The 18,672-nt window shown below is 35.8% G+C and carries 24 protein-coding genes; 19 read left to right on the top strand and 5 right to left on the bottom strand.

The window, feature by feature from the left end; genetic code table 11:
- The first annotated feature begins 74 nt into the window (after positions 1–74).
- The 5 genes from coxB to ctaG all read left to right on the top strand — a co-directional run bounded on the left by coxB (position 75) and on the right by ctaG (position 4,970).
- Positions 75–1,124, top strand: a complete 1,050-nt coding sequence (coxB, locus tag BAU27_RS17510; protein ID WP_071746861.1) for a cytochrome c oxidase subunit II — start codon at positions 75–77, stop codon at positions 1,122–1,124.
- A 60-nt stretch (positions 1,125–1,184) separates the two neighbouring features.
- Positions 1,185–3,020 (top strand): cytochrome c oxidase subunit I, encoded by a 1,836-nt coding sequence (ctaD, locus tag BAU27_RS17505; protein WP_175472357.1) that lies wholly within the window; start codon positions 1,185–1,187, stop codon positions 3,018–3,020.
- Positions 3,020–3,643, top strand: coding sequence for a cytochrome c oxidase subunit III (ctaE, locus tag BAU27_RS17500; RefSeq protein WP_000557861.1), 624 nt, complete (start codon positions 3,020–3,022; stop codon positions 3,641–3,643). The genes ctaD and ctaE overlap by 1 nt, the downstream gene beginning before the upstream one ends.
- Before the next feature lie 3 nt (positions 3,644–3,646).
- Positions 3,647–3,979, top strand: a complete 333-nt coding sequence (gene ctaF / locus BAU27_RS17495) for a cytochrome c oxidase subunit IVB (RefSeq protein ID WP_071746860.1) — start codon at positions 3,647–3,649, stop codon at positions 3,977–3,979.
- A gap of 85 nt (positions 3,980–4,064) precedes the next feature.
- Entirely contained in the window at positions 4,065–4,970 is a 906-nt protein-coding gene (gene ctaG / locus BAU27_RS17490; protein WP_071746859.1) for a cytochrome c oxidase assembly factor CtaG, read from the top strand.
- A 35-nt stretch (positions 4,971–5,005) separates the two neighbouring features.
- On the opposite strand, the gene BAU27_RS17485 is transcribed toward ctaG, so the two are convergent.
- Complete coding sequence (locus tag BAU27_RS17485; RefSeq protein ID WP_071746858.1) at positions 5,006–5,371, bottom strand: YugN family protein; 366 nt, start codon at positions 5,369–5,371, stop codon at positions 5,006–5,008.
- Between the two features lie 205 nt (positions 5,372–5,576).
- Between BAU27_RS17485 and BAU27_RS17480 the strand changes: the two genes are divergently transcribed.
- From BAU27_RS17480 to BAU27_RS17455, 6 genes are all read left to right on the top strand, one after another.
- A complete protein-coding gene (locus BAU27_RS17480) occupies positions 5,577–6,611 on the top strand; it encodes a CAP domain-containing protein (RefSeq protein WP_071771525.1) in 1,035 nt (344 codons plus the stop codon).
- A gap of 87 nt (positions 6,612–6,698) precedes the next feature.
- Positions 6,699–7,142, top strand: coding sequence for a YlbD family protein (locus tag BAU27_RS17475; RefSeq protein ID WP_071746856.1), 444 nt, complete (start codon positions 6,699–6,701; stop codon positions 7,140–7,142).
- 11 nt (positions 7,143–7,153) lie between these two features.
- Positions 7,154–7,399, top strand: a complete 246-nt coding sequence (locus BAU27_RS17470; RefSeq protein WP_001200991.1) for a YlbE-like family protein — start codon at positions 7,154–7,156, stop codon at positions 7,397–7,399.
- A 76-nt stretch (positions 7,400–7,475) separates the two neighbouring features.
- Complete coding sequence (locus BAU27_RS17465) at positions 7,476–8,048, top strand: histidine phosphatase family protein (RefSeq protein WP_071771524.1); 573 nt, start codon at positions 7,476–7,478, stop codon at positions 8,046–8,048.
- A 116-nt stretch (positions 8,049–8,164) separates the two neighbouring features.
- Positions 8,165–8,617, top strand: coding sequence for a YlbF/YmcA family competence regulator (locus BAU27_RS17460; RefSeq protein WP_000634367.1), 453 nt, complete (start codon positions 8,165–8,167; stop codon positions 8,615–8,617).
- A gap of 127 nt (positions 8,618–8,744) precedes the next feature.
- On the top strand, positions 8,745–9,011 hold the full coding sequence (locus BAU27_RS17455) for a YlbG family protein (RefSeq protein WP_002088292.1): 267 nt from the start codon (positions 8,745–8,747) through the stop codon (positions 9,009–9,011).
- A 54-nt stretch (positions 9,012–9,065) separates the two neighbouring features.
- Here the strand turns inward: BAU27_RS17455 and BAU27_RS17450 are convergent, their stop codons facing one another.
- Positions 9,066–9,455: a DUF7147 family protein gene (locus tag BAU27_RS17450; protein ID WP_000616004.1), complete on the bottom strand. Its 390-nt coding sequence runs from the start codon at positions 9,453–9,455 to the stop codon at positions 9,066–9,068.
- Between the two features lie 524 nt (positions 9,456–9,979).
- On the opposite strand from BAU27_RS17450, the gene rsmD reads away from it, so the two are divergent.
- Positions 9,980–10,546 carry a 16S rRNA (guanine(966)-N(2))-methyltransferase RsmD gene (gene rsmD, locus BAU27_RS17445; RefSeq protein WP_001266992.1) on the top strand — a complete coding sequence of 189 codons (567 nt, stop codon included), beginning with the start codon at positions 9,980–9,982 and terminating at the stop codon, positions 10,544–10,546.
- A complete protein-coding gene (coaD, locus tag BAU27_RS17440) occupies positions 10,543–11,034 on the top strand; it encodes a pantetheine-phosphate adenylyltransferase (RefSeq protein ID WP_070144650.1) in 492 nt (163 codons plus the stop codon). Before rsmD ends, coaD begins: the two co-directional genes overlap by 4 nt.
- Here the strand turns inward: coaD and ylbJ are convergent.
- Entirely contained in the window at positions 11,026–12,255 is a 1,230-nt protein-coding gene (gene ylbJ / locus BAU27_RS17435; protein WP_071746854.1) for a sporulation integral membrane protein YlbJ, read from the bottom strand. The genes coaD and ylbJ overlap by 9 nt on opposite strands.
- A 112-nt stretch (positions 12,256–12,367) precedes the next feature.
- On the opposite strand from ylbJ, the gene BAU27_RS17430 reads away from it, so the two are divergent.
- The gene (locus BAU27_RS17430; RefSeq protein WP_071746853.1) at positions 12,368–13,159 is read left to right on the top strand and encodes a patatin-like phospholipase family protein; all 792 of its coding nucleotides are present in this window, start codon (positions 12,368–12,370) and stop codon (positions 13,157–13,159) included.
- The gene (locus tag BAU27_RS17425) at positions 13,152–14,177 is read left to right on the top strand and encodes a SepM family pheromone-processing serine protease (protein ID WP_071746852.1); all 1,026 of its coding nucleotides are present in this window, start codon (positions 13,152–13,154) and stop codon (positions 14,175–14,177) included. Before BAU27_RS17430 ends, BAU27_RS17425 begins: the two co-directional genes overlap by 8 nt.
- Before the next feature lie 26 nt (positions 14,178–14,203).
- Here the strand turns inward: BAU27_RS17425 and BAU27_RS17420 are convergent, their stop codons facing one another.
- Complete coding sequence (locus tag BAU27_RS17420; protein WP_175546549.1) at positions 14,204–15,445, bottom strand: nucleotidyltransferase; 1,242 nt, start codon at positions 15,443–15,445, stop codon at positions 14,204–14,206.
- A gap of 153 nt (positions 15,446–15,598) precedes the next feature.
- On the opposite strand from BAU27_RS17420, the gene BAU27_RS17415 reads away from it, so the two are divergent.
- From BAU27_RS17415 to BAU27_RS17405, 3 genes are all read left to right on the top strand, one after another.
- Positions 15,599–16,099 (top strand): YceD family protein, encoded by a 501-nt coding sequence (locus BAU27_RS17415; protein ID WP_000872151.1) that lies wholly within the window; start codon positions 15,599–15,601, stop codon positions 16,097–16,099.
- Positions 16,100–16,160: 61 nt separating this feature from the next.
- A complete protein-coding gene (gene rpmF / locus BAU27_RS17410) occupies positions 16,161–16,334 on the top strand; it encodes a 50S ribosomal protein L32 (RefSeq protein ID WP_001984764.1) in 174 nt (57 codons plus the stop codon).
- A 130-nt stretch (positions 16,335–16,464) separates the two neighbouring features.
- On the top strand, positions 16,465–16,971 hold the full coding sequence (locus tag BAU27_RS17405) for an RsfA family transcriptional regulator (RefSeq protein ID WP_071746850.1): 507 nt from the start codon (positions 16,465–16,467) through the stop codon (positions 16,969–16,971).
- A 34-nt stretch (positions 16,972–17,005) separates the two neighbouring features.
- Here BAU27_RS17405 and BAU27_RS17400 read toward each other — a convergent pair whose 3' ends face one another.
- A complete protein-coding gene (locus BAU27_RS17400; protein WP_071746849.1) occupies positions 17,006–17,479 on the bottom strand; it encodes an N-acetyltransferase in 474 nt (157 codons plus the stop codon).
- A 295-nt stretch (positions 17,480–17,774) separates the two neighbouring features.
- Here BAU27_RS17400 and panE point away from each other — a divergent pair, with 295 nt between their 5' ends.
- Complete coding sequence (gene panE, locus BAU27_RS17395) at positions 17,775–18,662, top strand: 2-dehydropantoate 2-reductase (RefSeq protein ID WP_071771613.1); 888 nt, start codon at positions 17,775–17,777, stop codon at positions 18,660–18,662.
- The last annotated feature ends 10 nt before the right edge of the window (positions 18,663–18,672 follow it).

Genomic DNA, 18,672 nt, shown 5'->3' with positions numbered 1-18,672 from the left:
TTCTTTACGTTGAGATTTACTTTACTTAACTATAAAGTACAATCTAATTCACAAAGAAAGTGGGGGTTGTTTGTATGAAGAAACAGTGGCGACTGCTTTCGTTCGTTTCACTGCTGGCTTTACTGTTAGGGGGATGCGGTAAAGCCTTTCAATCTACTTTAATTCCGCAAGGAGAAGTAGCAAAAATGCAATATGATTTGCTCTTACTAGCGAGTGCAATCATGATAGGAGTAGTACTTGTAGTTACTATTATTTTCTTATATGTAATTGTGCGTTTCCGACAAAAAAAGGGTGAGGAAGATTATATTCCAGAGCAAGTTGAAGGAAATCACAAACTAGAAATTATATGGACAGTTATTCCGATTATTCTTTTGTTAATCTTGGCTGTTCCGACTGTTACATATACATTCAAGCTTGCTGATGTAAGTGCGATGGAGAAAAAGAATATTGATAAAGATACTATCGTTGTTGATGTAACAGCGAATCTTTATTGGTGGGAATTTTCTTACAAATCAGAAAAAATAGTAACTTCTCAAGATTTAGTCATCCCCACAGGTAAGAAAGTGTATTTGAATTTGAAGGGTGCCGATATTAAACATTCGTTTTGGGTTCCATCTTTAGCTGGGAAAATGGATACAAATACAGATAATGTAAACAAAATGTGGTTAAAGGCAGATAAATCGGGCACTTATAATGGTTTTTGTACAGAATTTTGTGGCCCATCACATTCTTTAATGCAATTCAAAGTGAAAGCTCTGGATGAAAGCGAGTACAAAAAATGGCTTGCTGATATGAAGAAGATTGATGGAAAAAAAGAAGTAGCTTCTACAAAGGCGCAAGAAGGTCAAGAAATATTTAATAAAAGCTGTATTGGTTGTCATGCGGTTGGATCAAATGATAGTAGACCACCTTCTGCTCGTATCGCACCGAACCTAGCAAACTTTGCAGATCGCGATACAGTTGCTGGTATTGCCGAAAACAATGAAGAGAACTTAAAAAAATGGCTCAAAGATCCTGAAAATATGAAGCCAGGTAATAAAATGACTGGTAAATATGGCAACTTAACGGATGATCAAATTAATGCATTAAATGCATATTTACAAACGTTAAAGATTGAAAAGTAAAGAGGGATCATTTGCGAAGGGGAGGTTGAAAACGTGAGTTCTGTAGCAAAAAAACAGGGGATGGGTGCTGTCATATGGGATTATTTAACGACAGTAGACCATAAAAAGATTGCCATTCTCTATTTAATTGCAGGTGGAGTGTTTTTTATAATAGGCGGAATAGAAGCGCTATTTATTCGCCTTCAGTTAGCGATTCCTAACAATGCTTTTCTTGTTGGGGATGCTTATAATCAAGTATTAACGATGCACGGTACAACAATGATTTTCCTCGCAGCTATGCCACTCGTGTTTGCATTTATGAACGCCGCAGTACCACTTCAAATTGGAGCACGTGATGTGGCGTTCCCATTTTTGAATTCACTCGGATTCTGGTTATTTTTCTTTGGTGGAGTATTTTTAAATTTAAGTTGGTTTTTAGGAGGAGCACCTGATGCAGGTTGGACATCGTATGCATCTTTAGCTTTAGCCTCAAAAGGGCATGGTGTTGACTTTTATGTACTCGGCTTGCAAATATCAGGTATCGGTACATTAATTGGAGGTATTAACTTCCTTGTTACAATTATTAATATGCGAGCGCCAGGAATGACCTATATGCGCATGCCAATGTTTACATGGACAACATTTGTAACATCGTCACTTATATTATTCGCATTTCCTCCATTAACTGTAGGATTAGGTCTTTTAATGCTAGATCGCTTATTTGGCACAAGTTTCTTTAATCCGGCATTGGGCGGGAATACAATTATATGGGAGCATTTATTCTGGATCTTCGGTCACCCAGAAGTATACATTCTTATACTCCCAGCTTTCGGAATATTCTCAGAAATCTTCGCCACATTTTCGAAAAAAAGATTATTTGGTTATTCATCAATGGTGTTCGCGACTGTATTAATCGGCTTTTTAGGGTTTATGGTATGGGCGCATCATATGTTTACTGTTGGTCTTGGTCCTGTTGCGAACGCTATCTTCTCAGTTGCAACAATGGCGATTGCAGTTCCAACAGGTATTAAAATATTTAACTGGCTCTTTACAATGTGGGGTGGAAGTATTAGGTTTACAACACCAATGATGTGGGCAGTAGCTTTTATTCCATCATTCGTTATGGGTGGAGTTACAGGCGTTATGCTTGCATCTGCACCAGCTGATTATCAATTTCATGATAATTATTTTGTAGTAGCACATTTTCATTATGTAATTGTCGGCGGTGTTGTATTTGGTTTACTTGCAGGTGCACATTATTATTGGCCACTTATGTTTAATAAGGTATTAAATGAAACGCTAGGAAAGATAACATTTTGGTTATTCTTTATCGGTTTCCATTTAACGTTCTTTATTCAGCATTTCCTTGGATTAATTGGTATGCCACGTCGTTATTACACATACCTAGAGGGACAAGGATTAGAAATGGGGAATATGATTAGTTCTATTGGAGCAGTATTTATGGCTCTTGGCACAATCGTTCTTTTATTCAATGTAATTAAAACAACAGTGTCAAAAGAGAAGGCTGGTCGTGACCCATGGGATGCACGTACATTAGAGTGGACAATGCCAGCACCTACACCGGAATATAATTTTAAACAATTACCATTTGTTCGCGGGTTAGATCCGTTTTGGATTGAAAAACGTGAGGGTAATAAAGAGATGACAGCTGCGGAACCAGTTGGTGATATTCATATGCCAAACCCTTCGTTTTCACCGTTTATCATTTCTTTAGGTTTATTTATAGCCGCGTTTGGTGCGATGTATATGCAGGGTGGAAAAGATAAGTTTTGGTTGTTAGTAGCAATTATTGGTTTAATCATTACATTTGGCACAATGTTCCTTCGCTCAGTAGTCGATGATCATGGATATCATATTCATAAAGAAGATTTAGAGGATAAGGGGGGCAAGGCATAATGCATGTAGATGAAAAATTAACGAATGAAACATTTCCAGCAGAGCCTGAAAAAGCAACCCTTGAGGGGAAAAATAAGTTTGTCGGTTTTTGGTTATTTCTTGGAGGCGAAACGGTGTTGTTCGCTTCCTTATTCGGCACATATTTAGCGTTAAAGAACTCTACAAATGGCGGACCAACATCTCAAGAGATGTTTCAAATGCCACTCGTTTTCATCATGACGATGCTTTTGTTAACAAGTAGTTTAACGAGTGTATATGCAATGTATCATATGAAAAATTTCAACTTTAAGAAAATGCAACTTTGGTTACTTGTAACAGTGTTGCTTGGCTTAGGATTTTTGGGGTTTGAAATATATGAGTTTTATCATTATACGCATGAATTTAAGCATACTATGAGAAGTAGTGCATTTGGTTCTGCATTCTATGCTCTTGTTGGTACACACGGGCTTCACGTGTTGTTTGGATTATGTTGGATTTTAACATTAATCTTTAGAAATGCGAAGAGAGGCTTAAATTTATACAATGCACCAAAGTTTTATGTTGCATCTATTTATTGGCACTTTATTGACGTAGTTTGGGTGTTTATTTTCACTGTAGTATATTTAATGGGAATGGTGGGATAAACAATGGCCGTAAAGCAAACGAATAACCCTAAAGTTGATCTTGTTTATCGGAAGAGAAAAAGTGCGGAGGAGATGAGGCATCAAGTTATTACGTTTGCATTAATGATTTTTTTAACATTAGTTGCATTTGTAGCAGTTGCATATCCGAAAACTTTTAGTCCGACTTTCTCTGTACCGTTTATTTTACTATTAGCAGTGGTACAAGTAATTTTTCAATTGTATTATTTTATGCATATGAGTCATAAAGGACATGAAGCGGCAAGTTTCTTTCTTTATTCTGGTCTGTTAATAGGGTTAATTACAATTTTAGCTTTTATGACGATCGTGTGGATTTGAAAAGTGAAAAATAAGGGAGCTTGTGTTGTCACAGCTCCCTCTTCACATTATGTGAAAGGATAACCTTAAGAAGGTGGGTGTGACAATGAGTAACTTATGGATATTTGGTTTTCAAGCTCTATGGAGTCCGATCTTTTTATTATTTATGCTTTCGATTCTTATTGGGTACTTTTTAATTATTGGACCATATAGAACGCGATTTGAAAATGCGACGAAGGTAAGTAAGAAGCAAATTTTTTATTTTACGACTGGGATTGTCCTCTTGTATTTTGTAAAGGGAGGACCTATTGATTTAATTGGTCATATTATATTTAGCGCGCATATGTTCGAAATGGCGATAATGTATATTGCAGTTCCCCCGTTATTACTGCTTGGTATACCTGTATGGTTATATCAATATATTACTTCTTTTAAGTTCGTTCAAATTGTGCTAAAGGTTTTTGCAAAGCCGCTTATTGCGTTGTTCGTATTTAACGGTCTGTTTTCCTTTTATCATTTGCCAGTTGTTTTTGATACAGTAAAACAAAGTCAAATAGCGCATCCTATTTGCCTTGCTATATTGTTTTTTGCAGCAATAATGATGTGGTGGCCTATGCTGAATCCGTTGCCGGAATATCAAACGTTAAGTGATATAAAGAAGCTTGGTTACATGTTTGCTAATGGAATATTATTAACACCAGCTTGTGCATTAATAATTTTTGCGACTGCACCATTATTTGCAACATATACGGATCCAGCCGCTTGGATGAAGGCGATGGAACTTTGTGTACCAGCGGGTACTTTATCAGATTTAAATATAACCGGACCAGAATTTTTACATTGGATGCCGGTAGTACAAGACCAGCAAACAGGCGGTATCATTATGAAAATTGTCCAGGAAATAGTGTACGGTACGATTATCGGCTATGTGTTCTTTAAATGGGCACGTAGAGAGCGTGAAAAGGATAAAGAGCAGTTGCAAGAATTACCCCCTTATTTGCAGACAAAATAAAAACGAGAGCATCTTATTGATGCCCTCGTTTTTTGTTATTCAATAATCTGAAGTTCTTTCAATTCTTTTTCAATATTTTGTAGGAGTTGTTCGCTTTTTTGAAGTACATTCGTTGGGAAAATCTCATCATCACCATATTCAACGCCATGAGGATAATAATGTTTTCCTAATAAGGGGGGTAATAGTTTTACTTGAGCGTGTCTACCGCCGATGTCACCGTCAACAGCAAAACCTTGTACACGTAAATAATAAATATCCTTTAATATTTCAAATTTATAATCATATGTAATGCGTTCATAATCCCATTGTCCAGCGAGTACAAAATGGTTGTTTTCCATGATTTCAGTTAAAAGAGTTAAATCTACGACTGCATCATTAAACTTCGCATTTGTAAATTGCATAAAATACCTCCTTCTTATTATTCATACTATTATTTTTATAATAGTATGAATAATAAGAAAGTGCAATTCATATTGAGAGAAAAGGGATAATCCAGACTTTTTTCGTGAAAATATGATATAGTGAAAAGAGTACGGTACACACAAAAAGGAAAGAAAAGGATTTGTGTATATCTCAATTTTATGTTTTGTTCAGGAGGTATATCGTTTGAAAAAAGTATTACGTATCGTAATCATTACATTTTTAATTTTAGCTGTGGATTTATACGGGAAATTACTCGTTTCGCAATATATATTAACCCCATCTCACTCTAAGCAAGAAAATAAAATTGTGAAAAAGAAAAAGCAAATAAATGAAGAAACCTCAGACACTGTTTTAAATATGATTGGTGGGGACTCTGAAAATTTATTAGCAAAGTGGGGCGAACCGTCTCGAATAGAGCCGTCTGCTTATGGATATGAATGGTGGGTGTATAATCAAGATTTAAATCAGTATGTTCAATTTGGAGTTGCTGAACGTAAAGTTGTAACGGCGTATGTTGCTGGTGAACAAGTTAAGGTGACACCTTATTATATAAATGAAAAGTATGAAGAAGTATATAAAAAGAATCCGATTTCACATGAGATTTCATTAAAAAGAGGAAAAAATAGTTATCAATTTGAGTTATCTGATACAGAAGTAATTGAACAACCACTAATACCTGTAGAAGATGGATGGGCACAATTATACTTTGATCATTTTACACATGAGCTTGTTGGTGTTCGTTATATGGATGATGAAACGTTATTACGCCAAAGACCGTATCAGCTTGTTTATTCAGGAGAATTAATAGCGGAACAACCATTGACTCCAGAAAAAATGAAGCAAGTAGAAAATGGAAATATGCAGCAAATCCTAGATTTAACAAATATTATTCGAAGTCGTCATGAATTACCGTTGTTAACGTGGGATCAACAAACGGCAGACGTTGCATTTGGCCATAGTAAAGATATGAAGGATAATAATTATTTTTCCCATGACTCGCCTACTTTTGGTACGTTAGGAGATCGCCTGCAACGTGGTCAAGTAGCTTTTCAACTTGCTGGTGAGAATATAGCGGCGAAACATAGTGATGGAATTGCAGCGGTACAAGGCTGGTTAAATAGTGAAGGTCATAGAAAAAATTTATTAAATGAGCAATTTACTGGATTAGGTGTTGGGGTGTACGATAAGTTTTATACTCAAAACTTTATTCGAAAATAAAAAGGTGCATGAATCGTCTAAAAATAGGCGAACCATGTGCCTTTTTTTTCTTACTATATAGTAGATATACATGAAGAGGTGAGGATTATGCCAACAACAAAAGGACCGTTACATCCATCGGTTCAACAGTTTAAAGAGTTTGTAAACCATCACCCTAAAATGGTTCATGAGGTTAGAAGTGGTCACAAAACTTGGCAACAGTTTTATGAAGAATGGTACTTACTTGGTGAAGAAGATCCGATATGGGCAACTTTTAGACCTGATGGAGCGCCTGCTTTTTCTTCGGTAAAAGAAAATAAACAAGAAAAAGAAAAAGATAATCGAACTGAAGAGGAAAAAACTGCTGATGTGATGGGACAAATGCTTTCTTTCTTTAAAAAGCTAGATGTGGAACAAATGCAACACCATTTAGCTAATGTGACGAGTGCCATTGGTAGTGTGCAACAAGTTATTCAACAATTTCAAGGGAACCGCACACAGCAAGCAGAAAGTACTTCCGAAAATAATCCATTTTTCTTTCAGAAGGATTAGGGGGAAAGAGGATGAGAGCAGAAATTATGGAGTTTATAAAGGCTGATGAGGATTTATCTCGCTATATTAGGGAGCAACCGTACTGGTATAGAAAACTAACGCGAAACCCTGAAGAAAAAGAAGCCTTTGAGTTAGCTGCTATGCAACATTTCAAAAAAACGATACCAGATAAAGTTGAAAAATTCCAAAATCAATTAGCAGTTGCTTCCATTATGATCGATATGTTTCAGTATATGAAGCAGCAAAATACAACATAATTGGAAGGGAAAACTATGTCCGTCATGCAGAACTTTTGATACAATAGAAGCGGATTATTTAAAAAGGAGTTGCAGCATGACGGAAATTTGTTTAGTACGACATGGACAAACTGATTGGAATTTTCAAGAGATTATTCAAGGGCGCGAAGATATTCCGCTTAACGAAGTTGGGAAAAAGCAAGCGAGTCAAAGTGCAGCTGCCTTGCAAGCGGAATCGTGGGATATTATTATCAGTAGCCCTTTAATTAGAGCTCAAGAAACAGCTAGGGAAATTGCTGAGGCTATTGGATTGCAATCTATTTTATTAGATGAGCGATTTATGGAACGTAATTTTGGAGAAGCTTCTGGGAAACCAGTTGCGACAGTTAGAGAGTTAATTGCAGAAGGTAATGTAAAAGGTATGGAGCGGGACGAAGAGATTGTAGAACGCTGTTTTACCGCTTTACAAGAGGTTGCAGCAACCCATGGAGGTAAGCGTATTATCATTGTTGCGCATTCACATGCAATAAAAGCGATTTTACATGCGATTACACCAGAGGAAATTACATTTAAAACGCCGTTAAAAAACGCATGTATTAGCTATGTGAAAGAAAATAGTGGGAAATGGGATGTTCTTAAATACAATATTGCGGAGCATATTAGCGTATAGGAGTATAAGAGGATTATATGAAAAGAAGTTAGAAGCATATCTTTCTTTTAGGTGAGAGACTTCAATTAGTAGTTCTGTCCCAAATGTGTTATGATGAATACTCGGAGGTGTCTCTCATGATTGTAGCGACGCTGGAAAGCGTACTGATTTTAGATAAGGCAGAGCAGCTTGCAAAATCAATCATTTGTTCAGATATAGCAGAAGATTATCGTAAGTGTTATAAGGATATACAAGAAGATATAGATGTCCAGACGCTAATTCAACAGTTTACAGCGATGAAAGAGCGATATGAAGAAGTGCAACGCTTTGGTAAATATCATCCTGACTACACTTTCGTTTCAACGAAAATGAGGGAATTAAAGCGTTCTGTAGATTTGCATGATAAAATTGCAGCCTTTAAAAAAGCAGAAACTGCTTTACAAAAGTTATTAGATGAAGTTAGTGTAGCAATCGGTTCGGAGGTATCCTCTTCCATTAAAGTTCCAACAGGAAATCCGTTTTTTGATGCGGGTGGCTGTGGCGGTGGTTGTGGTACCGGAGGCGGTTGTGGTTGTAAAAAAACGGGGTAATTTACCCCGTTTTTTAGAATATGGAAGAAAACGTATACAGAGTTTGTCCTTTAATGTCATAAATTTCTGATTGGTTTTCATAAAAGATAAGAATATAAGTTTTTAAAAGGAGAAGATGGAGAAGATTATGTTCGGGCAACGACAAAGTATGATTGTTTATTTACATTCATTGAAACATGCCAAGATTTTAAGGAAATATGGTAACATTCATTACATATCAAAACGATTGAAATATGCGGTTGTATATTGTGATATGGAACAAATTGAGCATATGATGCAAAAATTGAATAAACTTCCTTTTGTAAAAAAAGTAGAACAGTCGTATCGCCCATTTTTAAAAACGGAATTCGAAAATTCACGTCCTGATCGGGCGAAGGAATACGATTATAGCTAATAAAAAAATCCCCTGCTAAATTTAGCGGGGGATTTTTTTACTTGAAATAACGTGTTACTTCATTGGAGGAATGAAATTGTTCATTCGTAAAATACCAATTAGATGATTAAAAAAGAGTTCTTTTTCAGGGAAGGTTGTCGACGGTTTTACAGTAAAGGTAGTAACTTTTTTCCCTATTTGTTCTGCCGTTTCTTCAAATAAAATAACACGTTTGCTTTTTTTATTTTCAAGTACAGGAATGCCTTCACGACATATGTATAATGGCTGGAAATCACCAGTAGTTGTAGGTTTTAGTATTACAACAAGTGAACACACTTTTTTTTCGTTTTTTACAGTTTCAAATTGTAACATATGTGTTATACGCTCTTTGTTTGCTTTGGCAATTTCGAGTAATTCATATAAATCAGAGTAGCCTTCTCCGAGTTCTATAAAGCGTTGAATCATATTTTTTCCTCCTCTTTCTTTTACTGTACCATCTCACTTTTTAAATGAAAAGTAGACAAAGAAAAAAACCCTGCAATGCAGGGCCCTTCTTATACTAGTATGAACTAGTAAGAAGGCAAAGGGAGAGGAGAAACCGGAGGAAGAACTTATGGGGAAACGTAAGTCTTCTCCGCGGTTGGCAACAACATCGAAGGTGATGTTGTTATATTTATTTATGTCCAATCTAAATGAAGATATACATAATGAAATTAAAATTTATGTTAGGCTTTTTATTTTTCTTTTTTTTATTTTATGATAGGATAAAAAAGGTAAAGTGGAACTGATGTACATAGAGGGTTGTTGCTTGCAAATAGTGAAATGGATATGAAAGAAATAGCGAGCGGTTATTTTAACTGAGGTTTTCAATTAGTTAAATAATAGATTAATGAAAAAAGTATGAAATAGTATGAATTGGTAGCGATTACCTAATTGGAATGAATTTGCTGTAATCGCTCTATAGATTGAAATAAAGGTAGTGACAACAGATGAGAGTAGTTTCAGGAAAATGTAAAGGGCACCCACTTAAAGCGGTACCTGGTAATACAACGCGTCCAACGACAGATAAAGTGAAAGAATCTATTTTTAATATGATAGGTCCTTATTATGATGGTGGTATCGCTCTTGATTTATTTGGTGGTAGCGGTGGTCTTGGAATTGAGGCCATAAGTAGAGGGATTGATAAAGCGATTTTTGTTGACCGAGATAGTAAAGCGATAAAAGTCATTCATCAAAATTTAGAAAGCTGTAGACTACAAGAACAAGCTGAAGTGTACCGAAATGATGCAGAGCGTGCGGTAAAGGCGCTTATAAAGCGTGAAATATCATTCGATCTTATACTAATAGACCCTCCATATAAAGCTCAAAAAATTGTGTCTTTAGTTAGTGTGATGGATCAACATGGATTGTTAAATAAAGATGGAATCATTATGGCAGAGCACGGGGATGACGTGGTTTTACCTGACTCTATAGGAGAACTTGTAAAAGTACGAGCGGAAAACTATGGGATTACAGCAATTTCGATTTATAAGTATGAAGGTGAGGGGACGGAATGACAAGTATAGCTATTTCTTCAGGGAGTTTTGATCCAATTACCCTTGGACATTTGGATATTATTAAAAGGGGAGCAAAAGTATTTGATGAAGTATATGTAGTTGTTTTAAATAATTCATCAAAAAAACCATTCTTTTCGGTAGAAGAACGCTTAGAGTTAATTCGAGAGGCGACAAAGGATATTCCGAATGTAAAGATTGATTCACATAGTGGATTATTGGTGGAATATGCAAAAATGCGTAATGCAAATGCAATATTGCGTGGTTTGCGAGCGGTTTCTGATTTTGAATATGAGATGCAAATTACTTCAATGAATCGAAAATTAGACGAAAATATAGAGACCTTTTTTATTATGACAAACAATCAATATTCATTTTTAAGTTCAAGTATTGTGAAAGAAGTTGCGAGATATGGAGGAAGTGTAGTAGACCTTGTTCCTCCGATTGTAGAGCGAGCTTTAAAAGAAAAGTTTCAAACCCCGTTAAAGTGAACGGGGTTTTTCTTTATAAATACGTAAAAACAATAAGATAACATATAAATATAAACAAAATAAGGTGAAGATTGGTCCGTAGTGTATAAATGCTGTCCAAATATCATTTAGTGTAAAAGAATGATTCAATAAAAATACGGGAATATCTTCTTGTGTAGGCGAGACAGAATGAACTTTTTCATAAAATGGTTCCCAAAATATAAAAGTGAAAATAGGAGCGATAATGCTTTGGATAATTCGAGCTAAAAAATATGGTTTAAAACGGATATCTGTCTCCGCTAATATGCTTGCTACTTGTGCCTGAATAGAAAGACCACTAAATGCTAAAATGAAGCTTGTTACCATTGCTTGTTGAAGAAGTGTTGTTTCATTTATTTGGCTGATCATTTGGCTTCCAAGCGTCATTTCAAAAATACCGGATAATATCGGAATATTAAATTGGGAGGTAAGTTGGAAGAATGATAAAATATGTTGCATAATAAAAGAAAGCGCTTCTGTAATTTCGAAAACAGTAATCATTTTATTTAAAACAGAGAATAAAATAATAAACCCACCAATCATGAGCAGTGTTTGAATAGAAGAAACGATAGCGTCACCAAGTAGTTTTCCGATTGGCCTTTTTTCTTGCATACGTGTTTGGTGGAGAATGGAAAAAGGATTTTGAAAGGCACGTTTTTGATTCGTATGTTTTTCTTTTATGTAAGTATCGTTGCTACCATAAAAGCGCATCAGTAACCCGACGGTAAAGTTACTTATATAATGTGCTGCTGCTAATACGAGCCCTAATTTTGGATTATTGAAAAAACCAATAGAAACCGCTCCAAAAATAAAAAGCGGATTAGAAGAATTTGTGAAAGATACGAGTCGTTCCGCTTCAATTTGTGTTAGTTGATTGCTCTTGCGTAGTCTAGCGCTTAATTTGGCGCCAGCGGGGAATCCTGAAGCCATTCCCATTGCCCAAACAAACCCGCCTACCCCTGGAACACGAAACAATGGACGCATTAGTGGTTCTAATATAACGCCGATAAATTTTACAATACCAATACTGATTAGAAGTTCCGCAATGATGAAAAACGGTAGTAATGAAGGGAATACAACTTCCCACCATATATTTAACCCTCGAATTGAAGCTTGCAAAGCAGCTTGGGGGTGGAGTACAAGAGAAAAGGTTAAAAATAACATTGATATGGTAAGAAAAGCAGTTTTCCATTTTTCGTACATGTAAGAAAATCCCCCTTTGTCCCAAAAACGTTCATTTCAGTATACGTGGATATGTGGTGAATTTAGACCATAAGTATGAAAAAGGAATGAAAAAAATTAAAGGGTGAGAAAAATGAAGGAACCAAAAATCGGTTTAGCACTTGGATCCGGAGGTGCAAAAGGTTTTGCTCATATAGGGGTAATAAAAGTGTTAAGGGAAGCTGGCATCCCTATTCATATGGTAGCAGGTAGTAGTATAGGAGCATTAATTGGTACATTTTATGCAGCGAGTTGTGACGTTGAAAGACTGTATAGATTGGCCGCTGTTTTTAAAAGGAAATATTATTTGGATTTTACAGTTCCTAAAATGGGATTTATTGCTGGAAAACGTATTAAAGATATGATTAAAATGTTTACATATAATAAAAATTTAGAACAGTTAGATATCCCGACGGCTGTTGTGGCTACTGACATTTTGAAGGGGGAAAAAGTTGTTTTTACAAGCGGTCCGATTGCGGAGGCGGTTCGAGCTAGTATATCTGTGCCGGGGGTGTTTGTTCCAGAGAAAATAGATGGCCGCTTATTAGTGGATGGAGGGGTAATTGACCGTATTCCCGTATCGGTTGTAAAAGATTTAGGGGCTGATATTGTTATTGCTGTTGATGTATCTCCAATTAAGGTGAATGGAGAGGTTACATCGATTTATGATGTGATTATGCAGAGTATTGAAATCATGCAGCATGAACTTGTGATGAATCGGCAAATAGCATCAGATTTAATGATGCGGCCAGCAGTAGAACAATTTAGTTCGCGTGCTTTTACACATATTGAAGACATTATTCGGGTCGGAGAAGTGGAAGCAGAAAAACACATTTCAAACATTTATTTACTAATTGAGCAGTGGAAGGAGCAACATAATGTTTAAGCGTTTTCGGTTTATATATGCAATTTTAATAGGGGTTATATTGGCGATGCTACTTGTTTATGTGCGTTTGCCATACTATGTGACAAAACCGGGTATGGCCGCGAAATTAGCGCCGTACGTGCAAGTTGACGGTGGAACTAAAGAGTCTGGTGATTTTATGCTTGTCACAGTCTCAATGGGACCTGCAAATGTTGTGAACTTAATAGCCGCGCAATTTAATAAATATACACACGTTTCGAAGGCGGAAGAAATATTGCAAAAAGGTGAGAGTGATGAAGAATATCAATTTCGCCAAAATTATGCAATGAAAGATTCACAAAACGCCGCAATTTATAATGCATATAAACGTGCAAATCGTTCCGTATCTTTTGAAAATAAAGGGGTACTAGTTGCTGGTGTGACAAAGGGAATGCCGTCAGAAGGGAAGCTTAAGCTTGGAGATGTCATCATAGCTGTCGACGGAAAAACATTTGAAAAGACGGAACAATTTATTGAGTATATGACAGGGAAAAAAGAGGGAGATACAGTAAATATTGAATACAAGCGAGGTGGAAAACAGTTTAAAGAAAATTTAAATGTAAAGACAATTCCTAATGGAAATGGCCGCGTTGGAATAGGTGTATCTATCGTTACAGAAAGAGAGTTAGTGGTAGATCCGAAAGTGAAAATTGATTCCCATGAAATAGGGGGGCCATCAGCGGGTTTAATGTTTACCTTAGAAATTTATAATCAACTCGTTGAAGAAGATTTAACAAACGGACATGAAATAGCTGGAACAGGTACAATCAATGATAAAGGAGAAATTGGTCCCATTGGTGGTATTCAGCAAAAAGTAGTAGCTGCTAGTGATGCGGGAGCTGAAGTGTTCTTTGCGCCAAATGAAAAGGGTGTAGAGAAATCGAATTATAAAGATGCTCTTGAAGCTGCGAAAGATATTAAAACAAAGATGAAAATTGTACCGGTGGACACACTGGATGATGCATTAACATATTTGGAAAAAATGGGTAAAACAAAGTAAACCTCTCTGAAGAAGAGAGGTTTTTCTTATAGGAATTTTTTCGTTGTTTCATCATAACGAATTGGATGATGTGTTGCTTCTTGTTTTAGCATTTGTGTCCGCAAAGGTTCTTGCATTATGGAGAAATATACAGCATTTGATTTTCGCTCTATGTCTAAAGTAGGGTGTTCGAATGATTTTGTATGAGTAAGGATTGGCAGTTCTATTCTTTTCTTATTTTTAGAAAGATAAGTTTGTCCTTTTTGTGACATTCCGAGTAGACGAATATACGGCGCGTGCTGTTCTATATTAGCTTTATACATTTCTTCCTTCGTTGTATTTGTTAAAATGTGTGTACAAGCTCTTTGTAATCTAGTCCATGTATAACGTTTTGTTTTTAATGCTTCCATGAATGAATAGAAAGATGAACTGTCTTGTATTTTTGATAAAATACGATGCTCTAAACCCTCTTCAATTTCATATATATGTTGTAAGTCCCCCGGAGACATCGTCATAAGTTTGTATTTGAAAAATGAAAAGTATTTTTCCCAGTTATGTAACGTCCCATAGTTTTGCTTGTAGTTTTCTAAAAGAGAAGCAGTTGTTTTCGGAATAAAAGGCTCAATAGTTATAGATGAACCGTGTTCATTAAATAGCTGTTTGCGGATACTTGTTGCACTTGCAATATGTTGATCGTGAAATGTTTCATCATGATAATGAGAGGCGAATCTTTTTATAGTTTGTGCTTGCATGGAGCTATTTTGTAAAAGGATAGCTTTAATGTACTGTAAACCTAAAATGTTATTTGGTTGTGACATATCTACAGTTTTTTCAGGTGGTAAGATGTGTTGAAAGGCTTCAGATGTAGCTTTTGCATAACTATTACCCGCATTCATAAATTGCTTCACAAGACGATTGAAAGTCTCTTCTTCATTTTTTTGTACAGAGATGGTATTGTAGAAATTTTCAGTTTTTCCATCTTCACTACCGAAACAAATCTCAGAAACATGAAGGGCGTTTAAAATCGAAATTGCACCATTTGCAAAAGTTTCGGCCTTTTGTGTTGCAAATGCATAAGGAAGCTCTACAACGAGGTCTACGCCGTTTGTTAAGGCCATTTTAGTACGATACCATTTGGAGATGAGTGCTGGCTCACCACGCTGCAAAAAAGGACCACTCATAACGGCGATAATAATATCAGACTGTGTTAACTTTTTTGTTTGTTGCACATGATAAGCATGACCGTTATGAAAAGGGTTATATTCAACAACAATACCACTGGCTTTTATGGTAATCTCTCCTTTCGATGTAGCATCTTTTTGGAAAACGTGATAATCTATATATTATTTCCTATGATGACTTCATTATAGTGTAAAGAAAAAACATTGACAAATATAAAATGGCTAGCTATAATTTTGTTTGTTGCCTTGAGGTGATATGATATGAAATGGTCCATCCATCAATTGAATAAATTGAGAAATAAAGGATTGACATTAAATGAAATGGTAGATGTAAGTGAGCTAAAAGAGGTCGAGAAAGATATTCGTGAAATTAATCCCGTTCATGTAACAGGAAGAGTTGATTTTGGCTCCGGTAAGTTTACGTTTCATCTACATATAACTGGAAGCATGGTTTTACCATGTTCTCGCTCTTTAGTAGATGTGACATTACCATTTGACATTAAAACAACTGAGGTGTTCCAAACTTCAGAAGAAGAATTTGAAACAGAAGCTGAAATTCATTGTTTAGAAGGAGAAGTACTTGACTTACTGCCCGTAATCAAGGAAAATATACTTTTGGAGATTCCAATGCAAATTTTCAGTGATGATGTTTCTGGTGGAGCACCGATGCAAGGTCAAGACTGGCAAGTGATTTCGGAGGAAAACAAAGAAAAGACTGTTGATCCAAGATTAGCAGGACTTGCAAAGTTTTTTGACAAATAATCGGAAGACTGGTTTAGGCCTTCATATGAAAATAACTATTTCTTTTAAGGAGGTGGGAAGAATGGCTGTACCTTTTAGAAGAACTTCTAAAACAGTAAAAAGAAAGCGTCGTACGCATTTCAAATTATCAGTACCTGGTATGGTAGAGTGCCCAAGCTGTGGTGAAGCGAAATTAGCTCACCGTGTATGTAAAGCATGCGGTACTTACAAAGGTAAAGAAGTAATCAGCAAGTAATTGCGGGAAAATAAACGCAGAAGATATCTTCTGCGTTTATTTTTTTTTGTCTTATTCTTTATTTGTTGTATTCTATCTTTTCTAGTAACTGCATATGCTTAATAAAAAATGCATAGGGAGGACTAGAGAGATGGCGACAACAAGACAAGATGCTTGGACTGATGATGAAGATTTGCTTCTGGCAGAAGTAGTACTCCGGCATATTCGTGAAGGTGGAACCCAACTGTCCGCTTTTAAAGAAGTGGGGAGACATTTGTCTCGTACACCTGCAGCTTGTGGATTTAGGTGGAATTCTTGCGTTAGAAAGCAGTATAAAGAACGTATTGAAGAAGCAAAGCAACTTCGTAAGGTAGAAAATTATGAAGTGAAAGAGACAAAGGTATTAGAGCCGAAATCTATTACGTTGAATGATGTTATTGATTTCTTACGAAATTATAAAGATGAAAACTCTTTAATGGTGTTGCAACAACAAATTGAATCGTTACAAACAGAGCGAGAGCGTCTTCTGGAGCGATTATCAGTATATGAGGAAGAATATAGAACATTACTTGATTATATCGATCAAAAAAGAAGTGTAATGGTAGCGGAAAGAAATGGTGCTCGCTCGAATGGGAAATTAGAGAAGTTAAAGAAATAAAAAACAGCTGTTACGCAGCTGTTTTTTTTATTTCTTATGCAGATTCTTCATTTGTAACCGCATTCACATTTGTTTCTGGAAGCCAAATATAAAAATCACCATCAGTTACTGATACTGGTTGGAAACTTAATTTATCCCAAAAACCAGCTGAATGGATACGTGCTATCGTTTTAATTGGGAATTTCAGTTGCTTCGCATAGTTAACAAGTATTTGTCCGAATCCTTGTTTTTGAAAAGTCGGTAACACTTCAAGTTTATAAAGTTCTAGGTAAGGTCCTGTAATTTCAAATGGTTCCCCGCCGTTTCTTTTCATGTATAGACTCATACGTGCGATTAGCGATCCTCCGTAATAAATACCGTAAAACGGAGATTCGCTATCATTTTCAATAATGTTTGCTTCTAATTCTTCCAACATGGATAGTTCTTGAGCTCCGCAACCTTTAAACTTTTTAAATTCATCTAATGTTTTATAATTGATGAGCAAGCGCTCAACTTTTGGGAATCCCATTACATCACATCCTTTTCATATCTTGTTGAATGCAGAAAAGTTATAATATTTATAATAATATTATAACTCATTTTTTAGTTTTTATGAAGAAGATAGAATATTTCTTTCATTATTTTTTTGAGGATTTGCTAAACTAAGAGTAGAACTATGTATATAAGTAGTATATACATAGTGAAAGAAGAGGTTGCATTTGTGAAAAGATAATTGAATCCTTAACTATGCAATTATAATTTAATAAGCTGTAAAGGGGGAAGGGCAAGGGAGCGTATATCACTTGTTAATACACGTTCCTTGTGTGAAGATGAAAATTGGAATTGTTGGACCAGGAGCTATTGGTCTACTATATACATTTTATTTACAAAAAAATAATCAGGATGTTACGTTGTTTACAAGGACGGCTAAGCAGGCTGAGGAATTGAATGTAACAGGTGTAACTTGTATTAGAGATGGGGAAAGTGAAACGGTATTCCCAACTGTTTTACCAATAGAAAGTATGCGAGATGCGGAGTTGGATTATACATTTATTGCTGTAAAGCAGTATCATATAACTGACATATTACCTTTTGTGCAGGCTGAATCGTCATTAATCTTTTTGCAAAATGGAATGTCTCACCTTCACATTATGAAAAAATTAGGGAATGAACGTATAGCGGTTGGGATCGTGGAGCATGGTGCGAAAAAAGAAGGGAAACATACAGTACATCACACTGGAATAGGTGTTACAAAGTTTGGTGTAGTGCGTGGTCAATCTAATGGTTTTGAAAAGGTATTGAATCATTTTCCTTTACATTATTTTTCGATTCAAATTGAAGATGATTGGAATGGGATTATGCGTAATAAATTAGTGGTGAATGTATGTATTAATCCACTGACCGCATTATTACGGGTTGAGAACGGAGAGTTAATTGCAAATCCGTTTTTTTATCAAATGATGGAGCAAGTATTTGAGGAAGTTGCATTTCTTATTAAAGAAGAGGACGAAAGAATGGTATGGCAAATGGTATGCCAAGTATGTAAAAAAACATCTCGTAATACATCATCTATGTTAGCGGATGTAAGAGAGAATAGACAAACGGAAATTAATGCGATTGTCGGATATGTATTAGAAGAAGCGAAGGGACGACAACAATCCGTTCCGACACTTCAATTTTTGTATAATGCAATAAAAGGGATGGAATTATAAGTGTTTTTCT

This window comes from Bacillus sp. NH11B, from assembly GCF_001884205.1.
GTDB lineage: Bacteria > Bacillota > Bacilli > Bacillales > Bacillaceae_G > Bacillus_A > Bacillus_A proteolyticus.
This window is presented reverse-complemented; position numbering and strand designations above follow the sequence as displayed.

What these genes read in the sequence shown, in the direction of transcription:
- ctaG (WP_071746859.1), top strand. Translation starts at nt 4,065, where the DNA reads ATGAGTAACTTATGGATATTTGGTTTTCAAGCTCTATGGAGTCCGATC.
- BAU27_RS17405 (WP_071746850.1), top strand. Translation starts at nt 16,465, where the DNA reads ATGGCGACAACAAGACAAGATGCTTGGACTGATGATGAAGATTTGCTT.
- BAU27_RS17400 (WP_071746849.1), bottom strand. Translation starts at nt 17,479, where the DNA reads ATGGGATTCCCAAAAGTTGAGCGCTTGCTCATCAATTATAAAACATTA.
- rsmD (WP_001266992.1), top strand. Translation starts at nt 9,980, where the DNA reads ATGAGAGTAGTTTCAGGAAAATGTAAAGGGCACCCACTTAAAGCGGTA.
- ctaF (WP_071746860.1), top strand. Translation starts at nt 3,647, where the DNA reads ATGGCCGTAAAGCAAACGAATAACCCTAAAGTTGATCTTGTTTATCGG.
- ctaD (WP_175472357.1), top strand. Translation starts at nt 1,185, where the DNA reads ATGGGTGCTGTCATATGGGATTATTTAACGACAGTAGACCATAAAAAG.
- rpmF (WP_001984764.1), top strand. Translation starts at nt 16,161, where the DNA reads ATGGCTGTACCTTTTAGAAGAACTTCTAAAACAGTAAAAAGAAAGCGT.
- coaD (WP_070144650.1), top strand. Translation starts at nt 10,543, where the DNA reads ATGACAAGTATAGCTATTTCTTCAGGGAGTTTTGATCCAATTACCCTT.
- BAU27_RS17465 (WP_071771524.1), top strand. Translation starts at nt 7,476, where the DNA reads ATGACGGAAATTTGTTTAGTACGACATGGACAAACTGATTGGAATTTT.
- BAU27_RS17425 (WP_071746852.1), top strand. Translation starts at nt 13,152, where the DNA reads ATGTTTAAGCGTTTTCGGTTTATATATGCAATTTTAATAGGGGTTATA.
- coxB (WP_071746861.1), top strand. Translation starts at nt 75, where the DNA reads ATGAAGAAACAGTGGCGACTGCTTTCGTTCGTTTCACTGCTGGCTTTA.
- ylbJ (WP_071746854.1), bottom strand. Translation starts at nt 12,255, where the DNA reads ATGTACGAAAAATGGAAAACTGCTTTTCTTACCATATCAATGTTATTT.
- ctaE (WP_000557861.1), top strand. Translation starts at nt 3,020, where the DNA reads ATGCATGTAGATGAAAAATTAACGAATGAAACATTTCCAGCAGAGCCT.
- BAU27_RS17485 (WP_071746858.1), bottom strand. Translation starts at nt 5,371, where the DNA reads ATGCAATTTACAAATGCGAAGTTTAATGATGCAGTCGTAGATTTAACT.
- BAU27_RS17450 (WP_000616004.1), bottom strand. Translation starts at nt 9,455, where the DNA reads ATGATTCAACGCTTTATAGAACTCGGAGAAGGCTACTCTGATTTATAT.
- BAU27_RS17470 (WP_001200991.1), top strand. Translation starts at nt 7,154, where the DNA reads ATGAGAGCAGAAATTATGGAGTTTATAAAGGCTGATGAGGATTTATCT.
- BAU27_RS17460 (WP_000634367.1), top strand. Translation starts at nt 8,165, where the DNA reads ATGATTGTAGCGACGCTGGAAAGCGTACTGATTTTAGATAAGGCAGAG.
- BAU27_RS17415 (WP_000872151.1), top strand. Translation starts at nt 15,599, where the DNA reads ATGAAATGGTCCATCCATCAATTGAATAAATTGAGAAATAAAGGATTG.
- BAU27_RS17455 (WP_002088292.1), top strand. Translation starts at nt 8,745, where the DNA reads ATGTTCGGGCAACGACAAAGTATGATTGTTTATTTACATTCATTGAAA.
- BAU27_RS17430 (WP_071746853.1), top strand. Translation starts at nt 12,368, where the DNA reads ATGAAGGAACCAAAAATCGGTTTAGCACTTGGATCCGGAGGTGCAAAA.
- BAU27_RS17475 (WP_071746856.1), top strand. Translation starts at nt 6,699, where the DNA reads ATGCCAACAACAAAAGGACCGTTACATCCATCGGTTCAACAGTTTAAA.